General features: G+C 59.0%; 15 protein-coding genes. 12 read left to right on the top strand and 3 right to left on the bottom strand.

Going from position 1 to position 19172, the window contains the following annotated elements:
• Positions 1-66 precede the first annotated feature (66 nt).
• A complete protein-coding gene (locus tag F4X57_02030; protein MYC05951.1) occupies positions 67-1515 on the top strand; it encodes an AMP-binding protein in 1449 nt (482 codons plus the stop codon).
• A gap of 72 nt (positions 1516-1587) precedes the next feature.
• On the opposite strand, the gene F4X57_02035 is transcribed toward F4X57_02030, so the two are convergent.
• On the bottom strand, positions 1588-4023 hold the full coding sequence (locus F4X57_02035) for an AAA domain-containing protein (GenBank protein ID MYC05952.1): 2436 nt from the start codon (positions 4021-4023) through the stop codon (positions 1588-1590).
• 222 nt (positions 4024-4245) lie between these two features.
• On the opposite strand from F4X57_02035, the gene F4X57_02040 reads away from it, so the two are divergent.
• The 7 genes from F4X57_02040 to F4X57_02070 all read left to right on the top strand — a co-directional run bounded on the left by F4X57_02040 (position 4246) and on the right by F4X57_02070 (position 13532).
• Entirely contained in the window at positions 4246-5007 is a 762-nt protein-coding gene (locus F4X57_02040) for a hypothetical protein (GenBank protein ID MYC05953.1), read from the top strand.
• Positions 5008-5105: 98 nt separating this feature from the next.
• Positions 5106-5954, top strand: coding sequence for a hypothetical protein (locus tag F4X57_02045; GenBank protein MYC05954.1), 849 nt, complete (start codon positions 5106-5108; stop codon positions 5952-5954).
• A gap of 380 nt (positions 5955-6334) precedes the next feature.
• Positions 6335-6739: a hypothetical protein gene (locus tag F4X57_02050; GenBank protein ID MYC05955.1), complete on the top strand. Its 405-nt coding sequence runs from the start codon at positions 6335-6337 to the stop codon at positions 6737-6739.
• Between the two features lie 181 nt (positions 6740-6920).
• Positions 6921-7610 (top strand): hypothetical protein, encoded by a 690-nt coding sequence (locus F4X57_02055; GenBank protein ID MYC05956.1) that lies wholly within the window; start codon positions 6921-6923, stop codon positions 7608-7610.
• A 40-nt stretch (positions 7611-7650) separates the two neighbouring features.
• Positions 7651-9174 carry a hypothetical protein gene (locus tag F4X57_02060; GenBank protein MYC05957.1) on the top strand — a complete coding sequence of 508 codons (1524 nt, stop codon included), beginning with the start codon at positions 7651-7653 and terminating at the stop codon, positions 9172-9174.
• Positions 9175-9441: 267 nt separating this feature from the next.
• The gene (locus F4X57_02065) at positions 9442-11739 is read left to right on the top strand and encodes a c-type cytochrome (GenBank protein MYC05958.1); all 2298 of its coding nucleotides are present in this window, start codon (positions 9442-9444) and stop codon (positions 11737-11739) included.
• A 224-nt stretch (positions 11740-11963) separates the two neighbouring features.
• The gene (locus F4X57_02070; protein ID MYC05959.1) at positions 11964-13532 is read left to right on the top strand and encodes a hypothetical protein; all 1569 of its coding nucleotides are present in this window, start codon (positions 11964-11966) and stop codon (positions 13530-13532) included.
• A 10-nt stretch (positions 13533-13542) separates the two neighbouring features.
• Here the strand turns inward: F4X57_02070 and F4X57_02075 are convergent, their stop codons facing one another.
• Both F4X57_02075 and F4X57_02080 read right to left on the bottom strand, forming a co-directional pair.
• On the bottom strand, positions 13543-13965 hold the full coding sequence (locus F4X57_02075) for a type II toxin-antitoxin system VapC family toxin (protein MYC05960.1): 423 nt from the start codon (positions 13963-13965) through the stop codon (positions 13543-13545).
• Positions 13962-14222 (bottom strand): plasmid stabilization protein, encoded by a 261-nt coding sequence (locus F4X57_02080; protein MYC05961.1) that lies wholly within the window; start codon positions 14220-14222, stop codon positions 13962-13964. Before F4X57_02080 ends, F4X57_02075 begins: the two co-directional genes overlap by 4 nt.
• 244 nt (positions 14223-14466) lie before the next feature.
• Between F4X57_02080 and F4X57_02085 the strand changes: the two genes are divergently transcribed.
• From F4X57_02085 to F4X57_02100, 4 genes are read left to right on the top strand one after another with little or no spacing between them, the layout of a single operon-like run.
• Positions 14467-15912 carry an amidophosphoribosyltransferase gene (locus F4X57_02085; GenBank protein ID MYC05962.1) on the top strand — a complete coding sequence of 482 codons (1446 nt, stop codon included), beginning with the start codon at positions 14467-14469 and terminating at the stop codon, positions 15910-15912.
• 5 nt (positions 15913-15917) lie between these two features.
• Complete coding sequence (locus F4X57_02090) at positions 15918-16538, top strand: phosphoribosylglycinamide formyltransferase (protein MYC05963.1); 621 nt, start codon at positions 15918-15920, stop codon at positions 16536-16538.
• Positions 16526-17560 carry a phosphoribosylformylglycinamidine cyclo-ligase gene (locus F4X57_02095; protein MYC05964.1) on the top strand — a complete coding sequence of 345 codons (1035 nt, stop codon included), beginning with the start codon at positions 16526-16528 and terminating at the stop codon, positions 17558-17560. The genes F4X57_02090 and F4X57_02095 overlap by 13 nt, the downstream gene beginning before the upstream one ends.
• A gap of 39 nt (positions 17561-17599) precedes the next feature.
• Positions 17600-19150, top strand: a complete 1551-nt coding sequence (locus F4X57_02100) for a Fic family protein (protein MYC05965.1) — start codon at positions 17600-17602, stop codon at positions 19148-19150.
• The last annotated feature ends 22 nt before the right edge of the window (positions 19151-19172 follow it).

Raw genomic sequence — 19172 nt, forward strand, 5'->3', positions numbered from 1 at the left:
ACACAGAACGGGAGCAGACCATTGAGTACACTTGCAAGCGTATTGAACCCACGAAGCGCGTCCGATATGGCGATCAGCGTGCCGGACGGCGCGAATGTTACCTACGCGGAGTTCGGCGAGGAGATTGAGCGAGTTGCGGAATTGCTCGCCGGCGCGGGGATGCAGCCCGGCAGAGCCGTGTCCATCGCACTCCCGAACGGCTTGGAGTTCATGGTTGTGTTCCTTGCAGTCGCGCGCGCAGGGGCAATCGCCGCGCCGCTGAACCCGGCGTACACCGCCGACGAGTTCAAGTTTTATATGGAAGACGCCGAGGCGCAGCTCGCGATACTGCCGCTGGGCGAACATCCTGCGCGCGAGGCTGCGGCGGAACTAGGCGTACCGACCATAGAGGCGGCGTTGGACGATGCAGGGCGCACTGTGCTGTCGCGCGGCGGCGATACGCTGGCGGCTCGACGAGACGCGCCCGCGCCATCGCCCGACGATGTGGCGCTGTTCCTGCACACATCCGGCACTACCAGCCGTCCGAAAGGCGTGCCGCTGACGCACGGCAATCTCGCCGCTTCCATCAAGAACATCGGCGACACATACGGCTTGACGCCGGACGACATCGCAATGGTGGTGATGCCACTGTTCCATGTGCATGGGCTTATCGGGGTGTCGCTGTCCACGCTGAGCACGGGCGGCTCGCTGGTCGTGCCGGCACGATTCAGCGCGAGCCGGTTCTGGGGCGAGCAGCGAGACAGCGGCGCTACATGGTACTCTGCCGTGCCAACAATCCACCAGATTTTGCTGGCGCGCGCGGACGACGAAGACGCGCCGCACAGCAGCTTCAGGTTCATACGCTCGTGCTCGGCGGCGCTCGCGCCTACGGTCTTCGACCAGCTTGAAGCGCGATTTGGCGCGCCGGTGCTCGAGGCGTATGGCATGACGGAAGCATCGCACCAAATGTCGTCGAATCTGCTGCCTCCGGGCGATCGGATGCCCGGCACGGTTGGCAAAGGCACGGGCGTTGACATAGCCATTATGGACGACGACGGCAACTTGCTGAGTGCGGGCGGGCGCGCGGAGGTTGTGATACGCGGCGCGAATGTTACGCACGGCTACCACAACAACCCGGACGCCAACGCAGAGGCATTCACTAACGGCTGGTTCCGCACGGGAGATCAGGGCTTCCTCGACGCCGCCGGCACGCTGACGCTGACCGGGCGCATCAAGGAGCTGATAAATAGGGGAGGCGAGAAGATTTCGCCGTTGGAGGTGGACGCCGCGCTGCTGGAGCATCCATCGGTCGCGGAGGCGGTGTGCTTCGGTGTTCCGCACACGATGTACGGCGAGGCAGTACAGGCGGCGGTCGTTATATCAGCGGACACGGACGAAGCGGCGATACGCGAATACTGCGGCGAGCGCCTGGCGGCGTTCAAAGTGCCGGACCGCGTGTACATCATCGACACCATGCCGCGCACCGCCACAGGCAAAATCCAGCGCCGCCACATTGCGGCGATGTTTACGGAGTAGCTGCTATTGATGGACGGGATAGGAGTTTACCGCTCGCCCTGAATTTGTCGAAGGACGAGCGGGAGTATGTCCTTAAGCGGCGACGTCAACGCTCTGCTTGCTGAACGCCAATCCATCATCGTCCGCATCCACATGCACAACATCGCCGGCGGCGTATTCGCCGCTGATTATGGACATGGATAGCGGATTCTCGATGTGCAGCTGGATGGCGCGGCGCAGGGGGCGCGCTCCGAACTTGCGGTCGAAGCCGGCATCGGCTAGCCAATCTAGCGCTTCACCCGTCAGGTATATCGATACACCGTGATCTTGCAGGCGCGATTGCGTATCTGCGAGCAGCAACTCCACGATGCGACGCACCTGCTCCGGCGACAGCGAATCGAAGACAATGGTCTCGTCCAGCCTGTTCAGGAACTCGGGGCGGAACGCGCGACGCAGCGCATCGTCAACAGACGCGCGTAGGCGCGATTCGTCGGACTGCCCGCCGGTGGCGAATCCTGCCGAGCGACGGCTCGCCTCTGCCGTGCCCAGGTTGCTGGTCATTATCACCAGCGTGTTGCGGAAATCCACCGTTCTGCCGTGCCCGTCCGTCAGCCGCCCGTCTTCGAGTATCTGAAGCAGCACGTTGAATACATCCGGATGCGCCTTTTCGATCTCGTCGAACAGGATTACGCGGAACGGGCGGCGGCGCACCGCTTCCGTCAGCTGGCCGCCTTCGTCGTAGCCGACATAACCCGGCGGCGCGCCGATGAGACGCGATACGGCATGCTTCTCCATATACTCGGACATGTCCAAGCGCACCATGTTCTGCTCGTCGTCGAACAGGTACTCGGCTAGCGCGCGCGCCAACTCGGTCTTTCCCACGCCTGTTGGTCCCAGGAAGATGAAGCTGCCGATAGGGCGATTCGGGTCTTTAAGACCGGCGCGAGCGCGGCGTATCGCATCCGAAACGGCCACAATTGCATCATCCTGCCCGATGACGCGCTCGTGCAAGCGCTCTTCCATGTACAGCAGCTTGTCCGCTTCGCTTTCCAGCAGGCGGTCAACGGGTATGCCCGTCCAGATGGCGACAAGGCTGCCGATGTCTTCCGCGCGGACGACAGTGTAATCTTGGTCGCCGTCAGCGCCGTTGTGCGCGCTGCGTTCTGAGTCGAACTCGGCTTGTAACCGCAGGCGTTCCGCGCGAATCTTCGCGGCGCGTTCGTAGTCCGCAAGCTCGGCTGCGGCGGCTTCGTCGTCGGCGAGATGGCGCAGCTGGTGTTCCGCGTCCTTCAAGTGCGCCGGTAGCAGCTGCGCGTCGATGCGGAGCTTGCTCGCCGCCTCGTCGATTAGGTCAACCGCCTTGTCGGGCAGCAGCCTGTCGGAGATGTAGCGCGCGCTCAGGCGAACCGCTGCGCTGAGTGCATCGTCATCGACACGCAGCTTGTGGTGCGCCTCGTAGCGTGGACGTAGCGCCTTCAGCATTTCGATGGCGGTGTCTTCGTCCGGCTCTTCGACCAGAACCGGCTGGAACCGACGCTCAAGCGCGGCGTCGCGTTCAATGTACTTGCGGTATTCTTCTTCGGTCGTCGCGCCCATCGCTTGCAGTTCGCCGCGCGCTAGGGCGGGCTTCATCATGTTGCTGGCATCGACTGCGCCCTCAGCCGCGCCCGCGCCGACGACGGTGTGGATTTCGTCGATGAACAGGATAATCTCGCGTTGAGCCTTGCGCACCTCGTCGAGCACGGCTTTCAGGCGTTCCTCGAACTCGCCGCGGAACTTGGAGCCGGCGACCAGCCCGCCCATATCGAGCGCGAGAACGCGGCGGTCTTTCAGCTCGTCCGGCACATCGCCGCTCACGATGCGCTGCGCCAAGCCCTCGGCGATCGCCGTCTTGCCCACGCCCGCGCCGCCGATGAGTACGGGATTGTTCTTCGTGCGTCGGATGAGCGTCTGCATCACGCGCGCCACTTCCTGGTCGCGTCCGACTATCGGGTCGAGATTGCCGTCTGTCGCCAGCTGCGTCAGGTCGATGGTAAAGCGTTCCAGTGAGCGGTAGCGGCTCTCGGCTTGCGGGTCGCTAACGCGGTGCGCGCCGCGGATCTTTTGGAGCACCTGATAGACGGCTTCGCGCGTTACGCCGTGCGCCGCGAGCAGCCGCGCCGCCGGGTCTTGTTCGTTCTGTGTCAGCGCGATGAGCAGGTGCTCGGCGCTGATGTAGTCGTCCTGCAGCCGCTCGGACTCGGTCTTCGCGCTGTACAGGAGCTGGCTCGCGCGCGGCGTCTGATAAATCTGGTTCGTCTGCTGGTTCGCCTTGGGCGTGCGCTCCATCGCCTCGTGCAGCGGCTGCATAATCTGCCTTGCGTCCGCACCGATGGCGGCGAGCACATCCGCGACCACGCCGCCCTGCTGTTCGAGCAGCGCCATCAGCACATGCTCCGCGTCCCACTGCGTATGGCGGTACCGCTGCACAATCTGCTGCGAGTCGTGCAGCGCCTGCCGCGCCGCATCCGTGAATTCGTCCGGTCTCAAAACCATCTTCTTCGCCCTTTCATATCAAGCATAGTTGCGCACTAAAGCAATCTAGTGCATATAAGTATAGCAGTAGAGTTGATATGAATCAAATCAAGTTGGGGCATATGCAATTCTTCGTGATAAAATAGCCGCAGATAGGTTTTGCCATTTAAGTAAATGCTACATTACAAGTTGCTCTCTATTTCCTGAACAAAGATTGATTCCTCTACGGGAGATACTGTGATTGTCTCAAGCATGTTTCAGGGAGATGCTGGCGGTGACCGCGACATTCGTATTCAGTGGCTTCAGCATGATGTTTACGGAGAAGCATTAGATATTATTACGGGTTCTTGTCAAGAACATTTGAGGCGTGCGCATACATTACTGGACGACTGGGAGGCGTGGGACTATATCGATAGCTACGATCATAGAACAATGCAAAGATCTCATGACCTGTTGGCAGCCGTATGGCGCTTTCGGCACGAATTTGAACTTAGACAGTTGAAATTGCCTATTGATGGAATGACTAAGACGAAGCACTCCGATGTTGTTGAGGAGTTTATTGAGAAAACTAATGGTTTCCTGAGGAAATCCGCCGTATCTGGCAGGATAGTCAGCGTCGGAGCATATTCCATTGAGATAATTCGGAATGATGTGCCTGCTCATGAACTAAACAACCACTATATCCATAACTATTCTCGGTATGGATATTCTTTTGTAAGCAGACCTCAATGCCCTATCGTATTCCCTCGCCAAAATATAAAGAAAGGTGAATTGTTAGTCACTGACGACCGCAGCGATTTCCCAGGCTTTATAGGGCATTGGCTCTCGTGGCTTAGAAAAGAGGTCGAGTCTTGGGTAGATACGAAGCCAGATAGGATTCGTCTAGTTGCGCGAATTCTAAGAAACCAGAATCAACCTGCGGGCTATCGGGCTGAGGATGACTTATCAACGAGTATTATCAATGGCAACGAAGACGTGCCTTGGATAAACTATGCCTGACAGAATAGAAGTATCTGATCGTATGAGAGAAATAGTTGAATAACTCGCGTTGTCACTTTACAGTTCGTGCTGTTTTTCAGGTTGCCATAATCTTCCTAATGTTGTCTTGTAGCAGTCCCGCGCAACCCGTCGTCGCCCCTACCCCAACCACCGCACCCGAAACCCTGCGCCTAGCCTTCGCTTCCAGCGATCTCGCCGTGGGCGGCAACCGCGTGGTGTTCGGCGTGATTGACACGGCGACGGGTCCGGTGCGTGATGCTTCAGTGCAAGTATCCACATTCTTTCTGCCGCCGGATGGTGGGCAGGAAGGTCCCGTAGAAGTGGTGGACGCGGTGTTTCGAGCTTGGCCGGTTACGCCGCGCGGCGTGTTTACGACACGGCTGAACTTCGACCGCGCGGGCGAATGGGGCATCGGCGCGGTGATTACGGACGCGGACGGCAATGAACGCACGGCGACTGCGCGTGTGCTGGTGAACGATGCGAGTGCCACGCCTGCGCTTGGGACTGCCGCGCCGCGCAGCATCAGCAAGACGCTCGCGTATGCAGGAGATTTCGAGCGCCTGACGACCGACTTTGAGCCGGACGCCGACCTGTACTCGATGACCATCGCGGATGCGCTCGACACGGGCAAGCCGCTGATGGTCGTATTCTCCACGCCCGCGTACTGCCAGACAGCGACTTGCGGGCCGCAGCTCGATGTCATCAAGGATGTCAAGGCGGACTACGCGGACACGATGAATTTCATCCATGTGGAAGTGTACGATAATCCGCACGAGATCGAAGGCGACCTGACGAACGCGGTTATATCGCCGACGGTCGAAGAATGGGGGCTGCCCAGCGAGCCATGGACATTCATCATCGATGGCGATGGCGTGATACGCGCGAAGTTCGAGGCGTTCACCACGCGCGCGGAGTTGGACGAGGCGCTGGCGCTTGTAATTAATTAACAGGATGTACGATACAGGGGCTTTTGGGTTTTCTCGCCTAATAGTCCTTTTCTGTTTGCCCCCTGCTTTCACAGGGGCAGGCTCTGAGCGTTTCCAAGGCGGATACGCAGGTTTGCGCCCTCGTGGTTCAACAGGCTCACCACGAACGGATTGTGGGCAACTCACTATAACCGAAATGCCCTGCGAAAAGCCCTGATTGAGGGACTTTCGGCTGTCACCCTGAACGGAGTGAAGGGTCTAAAATCTAGGCAAAAATAAGGTCTGCCACCAGTCAGCGCTTTCAGATTCTCGCTGCGCTCGAAATGACAAGAATAACCGAGATGCACCCAATGGGGAGATATAGGATGGTGTAGGCGGCGGCGTGCTATAATCGGGGTGCTATGAGGTATAGAAAGGCAATCAGGAGCATTGGCTCGGTGTTCGCGCTTGTGGCGGTCGCGGCAATTCTCGCGCCATTGGCGGGACCGGCGCTCGACCACCACTTCGCAGAGCGGCAGCCCGGACACCTGCATTTCGGCGCGGTCGGCGAGCATATCCATGCCTTCGAGTCGGCGTTCCACTATCATCCACGCCCGCGCAAAGCGCCGAGCGGCGACACGCCCATCGCGCTGTACAAGAGCGAAGCGGGGATCGCGGCGACCATCGTGGCATCGCACATGGACGTGGACGCTGCGGCGCTGCGGCAGTACCAGCCAACCTCCGTCTTTATACTTCCGCCGGCGCAGAACGCAGCCGCGCGGCAGCATATCCCCCATATTCCGCATAGACCACCTGCGCTCGTTTGACGGCAGCTTTTGCCGATTTCCTTCTTGATTAACATCCGTCAACGAATGCCGGCGGCTACGAATACGCAGCGATTTCATTTCGTACAAGGGGAGGCATATCTTGCCCTCTCTCTAACCTTCCCCCTCAAGGGGAATGGAGTGTTCGCAAAACCGTCCGGAGCAGCGTGAGGTTCTGCCTGATTTGCCAAATCAAATGGTTCGGATAGCCGTCGTAGGCGCATTCCTTATATGCTTATCGTTGGTCGCGGCTGTGCATATTGCCGCGTCTCAGGTGTCCGCAAATGGGCGCGTCGTGGAGTTCGACCGCCGCATTGCAGGCGAATACGAGATTGCGCTCGGCAAGATTCCGCCATCGCCTATCGTGGGTAATTTCTACCTGTCCATCCTGCTCACCGAGACCGCGACCGAGACGCCCGTGCTAGGCGCGGATGTGGTCGTAACTGCGGTGGCCCCCATCCCTGTGGACGAATCAGGCACGCCGATAGATGCGGCGCAGACTAATGCGACACCGGCAAACGCGACAGTGGCAAGCGTATCGCAGTCAAGTCAAGCGGAATCCGCACAGGATGAAGCGGGGCAACCGGAGATTGGACCGATTACTGTTAACCCTGACCCGGATTCGGAGAACTACCCCGGCTATTACGACACCGAGCAGCCCATCGTGCTGGATAGGACGGGCTTGTGGATGTTCACTGTGAGCGTGGATAGCCCGACGGCAGGCGCGGCGACGGCGGATTTCCCTGTCGAGGTAACCACGCCGAACCCATTGACCGGCATCGTAACGCTCGTCGCGCTGATGGCGTTCATTGTGGTGGTCGCGCTCGCGGTGCGGATGTACATCAGGGAGAGGCGCAGGAGCAGGTCGTCCTGACGCATTCGGATTGCAGACAGAACGAATTGGAGGGACATCCGTGACGAAGAAACTCTTGCCCGCTTTGGCGGCACTACTCTTTCTCGCGCTGTCGCTGGGAACGGCGCTGGCGCACGAATCGCGTGAAGACGAAGTCGAGGGCTTTAACTTTGTCGTCGGTTTTCTCGTCGAACCCGCATACGAAGGCTTGCTGAATGGCGTGTCGCTGCGGGTTACAAAGCCGGCGGAAGAAGACGCGCACGACCATTCCGCGCACGACCACGGGGAAGATGTGCATGAAGAAGCATCTGAAGACGACCACGCTGACCACGATCACTCGGCGCACGACCATGACGCGATAGAATCCTCTGTGCCTATCAGCGTACAGATGGTTGCCAATGTCGAAGACGATGGCGGCGTGAACATCAGCCTGACGGCGGACGGATTTCGCTGGACGCCCGAGAATGTGGACGGCGCGAATGTCGATGGCGAAGGGCACGGGCATGTCTATGTGGACGGGGTGAAGGTCGGCCGAATGTACGGTCCACACTACCACTTGACAGGCTTGGAACCGGGCGAGCGCGAATTGCGCGTTACGCTGAATGCGAACGCGCATAACGAGATGACCTACAACGGCGAGCATCTTGAAGCAATCGAGACGATAACCGTGCCGGAGGCATCACATTCGCATGGCATGGGAATCGGACATGCGGCGCCGGTGGACGCGGATTCCGCGATGTCGGTCGATGTGAACGCGCCCGCTGAAGCCGACGGAGCGTTCAATTTGCAGATTGTGCCTCGCGGGTTCACATTCGCGCCACAGAGCATTGGCGGCACGCACAAGTCCGGCGAGGGCTACGCTGTTGTGAGCGTGAACGGCGAAGACTACACGCGGATGTACACTGATTGGATTCAAGTGGGCGACCTTGGCGAGGGCACGCACGCGATTGAGGTGCGGCTCGTGTCCAACGACCACTTCCCATACGCGTGGGACGGCGATACCGTGAAGGCGTCAACGACAGTGCATGTACACGCCGCCGAAGTCGCGCATGCCGCGATGGAATCCGAAGTCGCCGCGCCTGAAGACGACCATCATGCAGAGCCTGTGCCGGTCGAGGGCATAGAGCAGACTTTGCTGGTCGAGGTTACGCACATACCGACGGGCGCATCGCGCGTGATGACGCTGCACGCGGAGTTTGACAAGCCCGGCTACTACAAGGCAAATTTCATCCCGACCGCATCGGGGCAGTACGCGTTCCACTTCAAAGGGAAGATAGAAGGCGTGCCGATTGACGAGCGCTTCGAGTCGGGCCCCGGCAGGTTCGACGATGTGCAGCCCGCGACAGACTTGCAGTTCCCGGTCAGCGCGGCATCGACCCGCGAGTTAGAGTCCGCAGTTCGCGGCGCGCTAGACTCCGCGCAGCAAGCGCAAGATGCAGCCCTGCGAATCGAGGCAGCCGCGATGGATGCGCAGAACGGCATCGTCCGCGCAACTACGATGGCGATGGTTGGCATAGCGGTCGGCGCGGTTGGTATTGTGGTAGGCGTGGTCGGGGCGTTTGCGGCGCTGCGGCGGAGGAATTAGCAATTGATGATGCAGTGATGTGATGTGGGTGGAAGATTGCTTGTGTAGCGCCGGCTTCGACTGGCTTGCGGCGGTCTTTCATCCCCCTTCCTGCTCTTCCCTTATCGTTGTCATTCCAAAACGCAGTGAGGAATCTAAAATTATGGATAGCAACGAATTCAGATTTCCCGCTTCACTCGAAATGACAGTCAACGGATGCGCGAGATTGTGGATATTGCCGCTTTGAATTGGGAATTGGACGCATTTCGTGGTGGAATGTAGTGAGTAATGAGTAGCATCATTCGCTTGAAGTTTGGGCTGGCGCTGGTTTTGGCTTGCGTTGTTGGGCTTGCGGTGCAATCGCAGGTCGTAGAGGCGCATGCTAATCTGGTGCGCTCGGAGCCGGCGGGTAATTCGACGCTGGATGTAGCGCCGGAGCGGGTTGTCATCTGGTTCACGGAGCCGATGGAACCGGACTTTAGCGAGATTCGCGTGCTGAACAGCGCGGGCGTGCGCGTGGATGGCAAAGACAGCGTGGTTGATGCCAACGATTCGACGATTATGTCCGTCAGCCTATCGCAACTGCCCGACGGCACTTACACGGTCGCTTGGCGCAATCTTTCCACCGTTGACGGGCATACTTTGCGCGGATCGTTCGTGTTCTCGGTGGGCGAGCCAATAACCGCGAGCGCGATGTCTCCGGACAATGCCGAACAGCCGTTGCTGCAATCGCCGGAAGATCCATTCATTCGCTGGATCGTGCTGCTGAGCGTGCTGACGCTGACCGGCGGGCTGGTCTTCGAGCTGCTGGTGTCCGCGCCGGTGCTTGTCGCTGCCGGTACGCGATCGCCACTCGGCAGATTGCGCCCGCGCCTTCGGTCGCGCTCTCAGCGACTGATGTGGCTTGCCCTCATCGCGTTTCTAGGCGCGTCCGTGGTGCAGTTGCTTGTGCAAGCCGCCACGGCATTCGGCATCGAACCTGCTGCAGCGATTGGCGCGCCTGCCATCGAACTGGTGCAGAACACCGATTGGGGCAGGGTCTGGATGTACCGCGCAGGGCTTGGCGTTGTCGTGGCGGCGCTGTTCTTGCTGCCGCTTGTCGTGCAATTCCTGCGCGGACATGTGCAGGCACGGCTGATAAACATAGTGCTGCTGCTTGCGCTTCTTGCATCGTTGGGCATACTGCTGACTATAAGCCTGACAAGCCACGCAGCCGCCACGCTGGGGATAGCCCGATACGCGCTGCTCAACGATGTGCTGCATCTGACGGCGTCCGCAGTGTGGGTCGGCGGGCTGATGCAGTTGATAGCGAACACGCCGCTGTTCATCGGCGGCATATCGGAGACGGCACGGCGCACTGCCCTATCGCGGATTTTGCGGCGATTCTCCGCGGCAGCCGCGCTCAGCGTCATCGTGCTGGGCATCACCGGCGTGTACAGCGCCTGGGCGCAGGTAACCGAGTTCGCTGCGCTCGCGACGCCATACGGCAGCGCGCTCACGGCGAAAGTTGCGATTGTCGCTGCGCTGCTGCTGGTCGGCGCGGTCAACCTGATATGGGTCGTGCCCCGACTTCGCAGCAACAGCCGCGCCGCAATCTGGCTGCGGCGCACCGTCATAGCGGAGATTGTGCTTGCCACGCTGGTGTTGCTGGTCGTTGGCTTCCTGACGGCTCTTGAACCGGCGCGGCAGGTGGCGTCACGTATGCTCGCGTCTGAACAGCAGGGATTGGATTTTGCGGACACGGCGGACGGCACTGAAATATTGCTGAACATCTATCCTGCAAGTGTGGGGCAAAACACCTTCACCATCAGCTTGACCGACCGCTTGGGCGAGCCGATAGACGACGCGACCGATGTGCGGCTGCGCGTGTCGTATCTCGATGCCGATTTAGGCGAGGCGTCGGTGCCTGCCGAGAATATCGGCGGTGGTGAATACATTCTCTCGGATAGCCTAATCAGCATCGCCGGAGCGTATCAGGCGGAGATTCTTGTGCAGCGGCCGGACGCATTCGACGCGCGCGCCGCATTCCGTTTCGAGCTAGGCACAGCAGCCGGCAACGCAGGCGGCGCGGCGGCGATCGCGCCCGATACGGCGCGAGGCAGCTTGTACCTTGCCATAGTCTTGGGCATATTGGGCTTCGTGTTCCTCGCGGCGGGCATACCGATGGGCGGCTGGTACAACCGCACGGGCGCACTGACGATGGCTGTCGGCGCGGTGGCGTTCGTCATGGCGGCGTGGCTGCTCATAAGCGCGCAAGCGGCATCCGAAACGCAGGCAATCGTGCGCAACCCGATTCCGCCGACCGCAGACTCTGTGGCATCCGGGCGAGCCAACTACGAACGCCACTGCATGACCTGCCACGGCGAGCATGGACTCGGTGACGGACCCGGAGGCATAGGCTTGGAGCCGCCGCCCGCAGACCTATCGATACATGTGCCTCTGCACGGCGACGCGGAATTGTTCCGCTTTGTCAGTGACGGCATCGAAGGCACATCCATGGTAGCGTTGAGCGACCGCCTGACCGAGGATGAGATATGGCACATCATAAACTTCATCCGCGCGCAAGCCGACGAGCAAAATCGGTAACTGACATCGCAACTAACATTGATATACGAGACGATTTCGCAAATCCCTAATGTTGTCATTCCGAACGCAGTGAGGAATCTGAAATTCGTTGCATGCAAACCTGTTTCCGACTTTAGATTTCTCGCTTCACTCGAAATGACAGGTATAAACCGCAAATGACAGGTATAAATTGCATTTGTGAATCGTCTTGATATACAGGATGGGCAGGATACTACACTTGCGCTATGAATAAATTCCTTCACACTCTACTTGTCCTATCCATCCTGCTGTTCCTGTTAGCCCCCGTTCCCGTGTACGCGCACGCATTCGGGCAGCGGTATGATTTGCCGATACCACTGAGCTACTTTATGGCAGGCGCGGCGGCTACCGTGGCGCTGTCGTTCGTGGTCATCGGGCTGTTCCTGCGTGGTGGGAGCGCGGCGTATCGCTACCCGCGACTCAATCTGCTCGCGTTGCCGTTGCCCGGCGTGCGGCTGACTTCAAGAATCAAGGCGATGGTGGCGCGCGTGCTGTCGGTGTTGCTGCTTGCTCTGGTCTTCGCCGCGACACTGTTCGGCAGCGACAATCCGCTGGAAAACATCGCGCCTACCTTCATCTGGATAATCTGGTGGGTTGGGCTGGGTTACATATCCTCGCTGTTCGGCAACCTGTGGATGCTGATGAATCCGTGGAAGGCGCTGTTTGAGTTCGCCGAGTGGCTGCTGCAACGAGCAGGTGCGGGAATGCCCAAGCCGCGACCGTATCCGGAAGGCTGGGACATGCTGCCCGCGCTCTTCACATTCCTGATATTCGTCTGGCTGGAGAATGTGTATCCCGCTGCCATCGTGCCGGCGCATCTGGCGGTCATTATCGTGTTGTATTCTGTGTACACATTCGGTGGCATGGTGCTGTTCGGCAAGCATGTTTGGCTGCGATACGGCGATCCGTTTTCGGTGCTGTTCGGCATATTCGCGCGATTCTCGCCGACGGAGGTGCGCGTCGTACGCGCCGATTGCGCCGGATGCAAGTCCGATAAGTCGAGCGGCAGCGTCGATGAGAATCGTGGCACTAGAGGATTTGCCGACGGGGACGGCTGCGTGGACTGCTATGAATACTTTGAACGCGCCGAACCGGAGCGACAGCAGTTCAATCTTCGTCCGTGGGCGGTGGGTCTGGTGCCGGCCGGTCGTGTGTCGTGGCAGGCTTGCGCTTTCGTGGTGCTCGCGCTCGCAGCCGTTTCGTTCGACGGCTTGCAGGAGACGACGAACTGGTTGGCGGTGCAGACAATCGGGCTGCGATTGCTCGGACCGGGCGGCGTGAGCGTAGTGGACACGCTAGGCGTAGTGCTGATACCGCTGCTGTTCCTTGGCATATACCTGCTGTTTTGCATCGGCATACGGTCGCTGGGCGGCGAGCGCGAGTCGGTGACAGAAGTGGCACGCGCGTATGTCTATTCTCTGGTGCCGATTGCGCTGGCGTACAACATGGCGCACTTCCTGTCGCTGCTGCTGGTACAAGGGCAGCTCATCATCCCGCTCGCGTCCGACCCGTTCGGCTTCGGTTGGGACATCTTCGGCACTGCCGGCTATCGCATCGACCCAACCGTGATAAGCACAAAATTCGCGTGGATAGTGTCCATAGCGGCGATAGTCGTGGGGCACATCGTATCAGTTTATATCGCACACACGATAGCCATACGGCGCGCGCCCAGCCACAGATTGGCTCTGCGAGGGCAGTACCCGATGCTTGCGCTGATGGTCTTCTATACCGCCGTAAGTCTGTGGATAATCTCGCAGCCGATAGTGGCGGAGTAGGAGCAAGTTCTCAGTCGTTCGACCATGGGTCGATGACATCAACGCCACAACCCTCGAAATCCCTCACATTTCTCGTTGCGACGCTCCAACCTATGGCGCGCGCAATCGCCGCTATCTGGCAATCGGAGTGCTTCACGGGCATTCCGGCGAAGCGTCGCGTGGCGGCTATCACCGCGTAAGCTTGGGCGGCAGCGCTGTCAAATGGAAGAATACGGCCCGCGAAGTCTTCCCCAATCGTTACTTCTATTGCGGAAAGTAGCCTTTCTCGCCGACGGCCCGCCGGAAGTAGCTCGACGCCGAATCGCAACTCCGCTTCCGTTATTGTGGAAAGGTACAAATCAGTCGGTATTTGTCTTGTCATCCATTCGATAACAGCATCGGATGGAGCCGGGCGCATCCATTCCGACACAACATTGGTGTCAAGAACAATCATTGTTCGCAGCCCCAATCAAAATTGGGAGGCTCGCGCGCAAGCTCGCGCGGCGGCAATTCCAGTTCAACGCCGCCAAGTTCGGCGAACCTGGCGCGTATTCGATAGACAAAGTCCTTGCCTGATTGGGATTCCTCATCCAGCGCCGCCCTGAGAATGTCCCTGACTTCCTGCTCCATAGACTTGCCATTTTCCGCTGCTCGGATTTGCAGGCGTCGCTTCAATCCTTCGTCTAGGTTACGCACGGTAATGCTCGCCATAATCGACCTCCCATATGCAATGTTGCGCCATTGTACCATGATTGCATTGCAATCATTTCGTCCCCTCTATCCTATACATCCATGTCCCATGTCGTCCGTTTCGCCCCAAAATCGCATTGCCTTTATCGCCGCCCACGCCTATACTGATATTGAACCGACGGTGTAACATGCTTTCAACATCGCAGGCGTAACCATTGGCATATTCGCCCATTGCTACGCTATGCACCATTGAGCGGGGATGACTATGAACCGCGATACCGCCCATCATCCGACTTCCGCTGCCCCGCGAGACGACTATCCGCGAGAGGCTTGCGGTATCGTTGGCATCTACGCTGAAGGCGAGGATGTCGCGCGGCACGCCTTCTTCGGCATTTACGCCCTCCAGCATCGCGGGCAGGAGAGCGCGGGCATCGCGTCCAGCACGGGCGAGGGCATCAACACTCGTGTGTCGATGGGGCTTGTCGGGCAGGCGTTTCAGGAAGAAGACATCGCCCAGCTGCCCGGCCACATAGCCATTGGGCACACTCGTTACTCCACCACCGGCGGCAGCGTCATCGACAACGCGCAGCCGATATGCTCCGTCAGCGCGGCGGTCAACCTCGCGCTCGCGCACAACGGCAATGTCATTAACGCCATCGAGCTGAAGGAAGACCTCGCGGACTGGGGGGTGGAGTTCCACGGCAGCAACGACTCGGAGATTATCGCGCACCTCTTGGCGCACGCGCCGGGTCTGGACTGGCAGGAACGCATCGCATACTGCATGCGCAGGTTAAAGGGCGCGTACTCGCTCACGGTGATGACGCCCACGGAACTCATCGGCATTCGTGATCCGCTTGGCGTGCGGCCTCTGTGCATCGGCAGACTCAGCGGCGGGTGGGTGCTGGCGTCAGAATCTTGCGCGCTCGACCACATCGGCGCGGATTTCGTGCGCGATGTGGAACCGGGTGAGGCGGTGCTCGTCGATGCAGACGGTCTCCGCACGATCTACAAGCGCGCGCCGGACAACGGCAGGGTCTCGGCCGGATGCGTGTTCGAGTACATCTACTTCGCACGGCCGGACAGCACTATCGAAGGCAGGCTAGTGCATTCGTCTCGCGCCGCGATGGGCGCGGCGCTGTCCGCTGAGTATCCGACTGACGCAGACCTCGTCATCGGCGTGCCGGACTCCGCCATCGCAGCGGCTGTCGGTTATTCGCAAGCGTCGGGCATCCCATACGCCGAAGGGCTGGTGAAGAATCGATATGTCGGACGCACATTCATCCAGCCCGACCAATCGCTTCGAGACCTTGGCGTGCGGCTGAAGTTGAATGTGCTGCCGGAGATAATCAGCGGCAAGCGCATCGTCGTGGTGGACGACAGCATAGTGCGCGGCACGACCACGCCGCATGTGGTCAACCTGCTGAGGCGCGGCGGCGCGCGCGAGGTGCATCTGCGAATATGCGCTCCGCCGATAGTGTCGCCCTGCCACTTCGGCGTGGACATGGCGACTCGCCCGGAGCTTATCGCCGCCAACATGAGTGTTGAAGACATCCGCGACTATGTGGGCGCGGACTCGCTAGGCTTCCTCAGCCACGAGTCGCTGGTGGACGCCGTGGGCTTGCAGCGAAACGCGCTCTGCATGGCATGCTTCACCGGCGAATATCCCATCCCCGTGCAGCTGGAAATGGACAAGCTGGCGCTCGAGGCGTAGCGGCGATGCGGATTGGCGTCCTAGCATCCGGCGGCGGCACGAACTTGCAGGCTATCATTGATGCATGCAAGCGCGGCGAACTGAATGCGGATGTTTGCGTGGTCATCAGCAACAACTCCGGCTCACGGGCGCTCGAACGCGCTCGAAGCGAAGGGATACCCGCGTTTCACATCAGCACGGTTACGCATCCGCACACGCCGGACGGCGAGATTTGCCGCACACTCGAGGCGCACGATGTTGACCTTGTGCTGCTTGCCGGCTACATGCGACTGCTCGGTCCGGTAACACTCGGCAGGTACGGCGGGCGCGTGCTGAACAGCCATCCGGCGCTCCTGCCCAAGTTCGGCGGCAAGGGGATGTACGGCAGCAATGTGCATCGCGCCGTCTTGGACGCCGGCGAAACCGTGACCGGCGTTACCATCCACCATGTCGATGGGCAATACGACCACGGCGATACGCTGGCGCAGTGCGAAGTGCCCGTGCTGTCGGGCGACACGCTAGAATCACTGGAAGAGCGCGTCAAGGAGCGTGAGCGCCGTTTCTGGGTGGAGACGCTGCACATGCTTGCGACGCGGGACGGACTGACGGCATTGGACGATACAGGAGAGGCGCATTGCAGCAGATGACTTACCGCGACGCCGGCGTAAATCTCGACGCCGCGCAGGACATCAAGGATCGCATCAAGGCGATTGTCGCGCCGACACACGGTGCGCTGGTGCTTGGCGGCGTTGGCGGGTTCGGCGCGCTGTACAGGCTTACGGATTACGATGACCCCGTGCTGGTGTCGAGCACGGACGGCGTGGGCACGAAGCTGAAATTAGCTATCATGATGAGCCGCTATGATACTATCGGCGAAGACTTGGTGAACGCCTGCATCAACGACATCATCGTGTGCGGCGCAGAGCCTCTGTTCTTTTTGGATTACCTTGCCGTGGGCGAACTAGACTCCGGCGTGGTGGAAGCGCTGATAGCAGGCATGGCACGCGCCTGCGAACAGGCGGGCTGCGCCCTAATCGGCGGCGAGACGGCGCAGATGCCGGGCTTGTACGCAGACGGTGACTTCGATATGGCGGGCTTCGTGGTCGGCGCGGTCGAACGCGATGCCATACTCGACGGCAGCGACATTCGCGCCGGCGACATCATCATCGGCTTGCCGTCGAACGGCTTACACACGAATGGCTACTCGCTGGTGCGTCACGCGCTAGGACTGGACGACGACCCTGCGCCGCTGCAAGAAGTCGTCCCCGAACTCGCCCGTGGCACAACCAATAGCGTAACGCTTGGAGACGCGCTGCTCCTGCCGCATCCGTCGTATGTCGATGCCGCGCGCGCCGCACAGCCGCACATCAAGGGCATGGCGCACATCACAGGCGGCGGGCTAATCGAGAACATGCCGCGCATCCTGCCCGATGGAACGGCTGCGCGGTTCGACTCGTCGGCATGGCGCGTTCCGCCGATATTCACGCTGCTGCAAGAGCGCGCCGCCATATCCCGCGCCGAGATGTACCGCGTTTTCAACATGGGCATCGGCATGGCACTAGTGTGCGATCAGACGGAGGTGGATGCTGTTCTCGCAGGTATTCCAACCGCCGAAGTAGTTGGCGAGGTATCCCTAGACACAAACAACGAGCGCGTGAGTATCGTATAATTTGCATGTGTGAATTGGACTAAACAGACACTGGCACAGATGCAAATGGCAGCGGATACCGACAATACCCCAAAGATTTTCCACAAGTGGAAGCCAATAGAGCCTATCGACTCTGCTAGTCAAGCCTACGACTTCGGAGAGATTGACTCGCTTCAGCGCGAATGGCTGCGCATCAAGCAGGAGGTTGAAAGTTCCAATACGAACGCCTACAAAGCCTTCACCGACCGCCTAACCAGAAGGTGGTCCATCGAAACAGGCATCATCGAAGGCATCTACGACTTGGACAGTGGCGTTACGGAAACTCTGATCGAGCGCGGAATCGCCACCGAATACATATCGCGCGGCTCCACGAACAAAGAGCCTGCTGAACTTGTGCAAGTCCTCAAAGACCATCAGGAATCAGTAGCATCGGTGAATTATTGGATTGAGCAGAGGCGTCCACTTTCCAAAACCTTCATCCTGTCTCTCCATTCACAGATACTGAGGAGCCAAGACACTCATACCGCCGTCAACCAATTTGGACAAAGGTTTGAGGCGACGCTCAATAGAGGTGAATTCAAGAATCAGCCGAATAACCCAACCCGGTCAGACGGTACCGTGCATGAATACTGCCCACCCGAGCAGGTAGAGAGCGAACTTGACAGCCTCTTGTCCATGTATGAGGGATACGACAGCGAGGGTTGCCATCCACTTATACTCGCTGCCTGGCTCCACCATAGATTCACTCAGATTCACCCATTCGCTGATGGCAACGGCAGAGTGGGCAGGGCTATCCTCACATGGCATCTAGTGAAGAACAGGTACTTCCCAATTGTCATATCACGCGATGACAGGACAGAATACATTGACGCCCTTGAGCAAGCCGACGCTGGGAATCTGAAACACCTCATAAGCTTGTTTGTCAACTTGGAAAAAACCGTTGTCGTGCAAGCACTCGCGCCGAGCGATCTGGTTGACGAAGTTATTGACAGTATCGTAGAACGCGCCGGGTTGCGGCAAGCTTCTGAATCACACCAGATGAGTCGCGTGAACGAAGTTGCAGTTAAACTACAGGAATCGGCGGAATTTTATCTATCTGAGAAAGCTCAGAATATTCAGAATAAGCTCGTCGAAGTCAACCTATTTGTGAGCCCTGATGTAAGAGCGGGACATACCTCTGGACACTACTTTCACCAATACAATGCCCACATGCATGAAATATCTAAGAAACTTCAATATAGCGTCAACTTCAACGAGTATATTTACACAATAGAATTGGACTTGGAGACACATAATGTAGGACTTGCCCCACGAATGTTGTTCGTAATTTCCTTATTCCACATAGGGCATACATCTCATTCCACGGGCGTAATGGCAGCAACTGCCTTTGCTGAAATGCAGGGCCCTATACCGTATTCCAGCCAGCGCCATCCAGAACTAATCACGTCTTCCATAGGCAATGCTCCTTTCTATAACTGCACTGTCGCCCCGTTCACCTTTACGTGGAATGACTCTGCCGAAGAAGTTAGTCCCAGATTCATCAATTGGACGGAGGCATGTCTCAGCATCGCCTTGCGATACTGGATGGAAAATTCCGATGCATCACCTTAGACTCGGCCAATATAGGAGGACA

Source organism: Chloroflexota bacterium (genome assembly GCA_009840355.1).
Taxonomy (GTDB): domain Bacteria; phylum Chloroflexota; class Dehalococcoidia; order Lucifugimonadales; family JADFKI01; genus Bin90.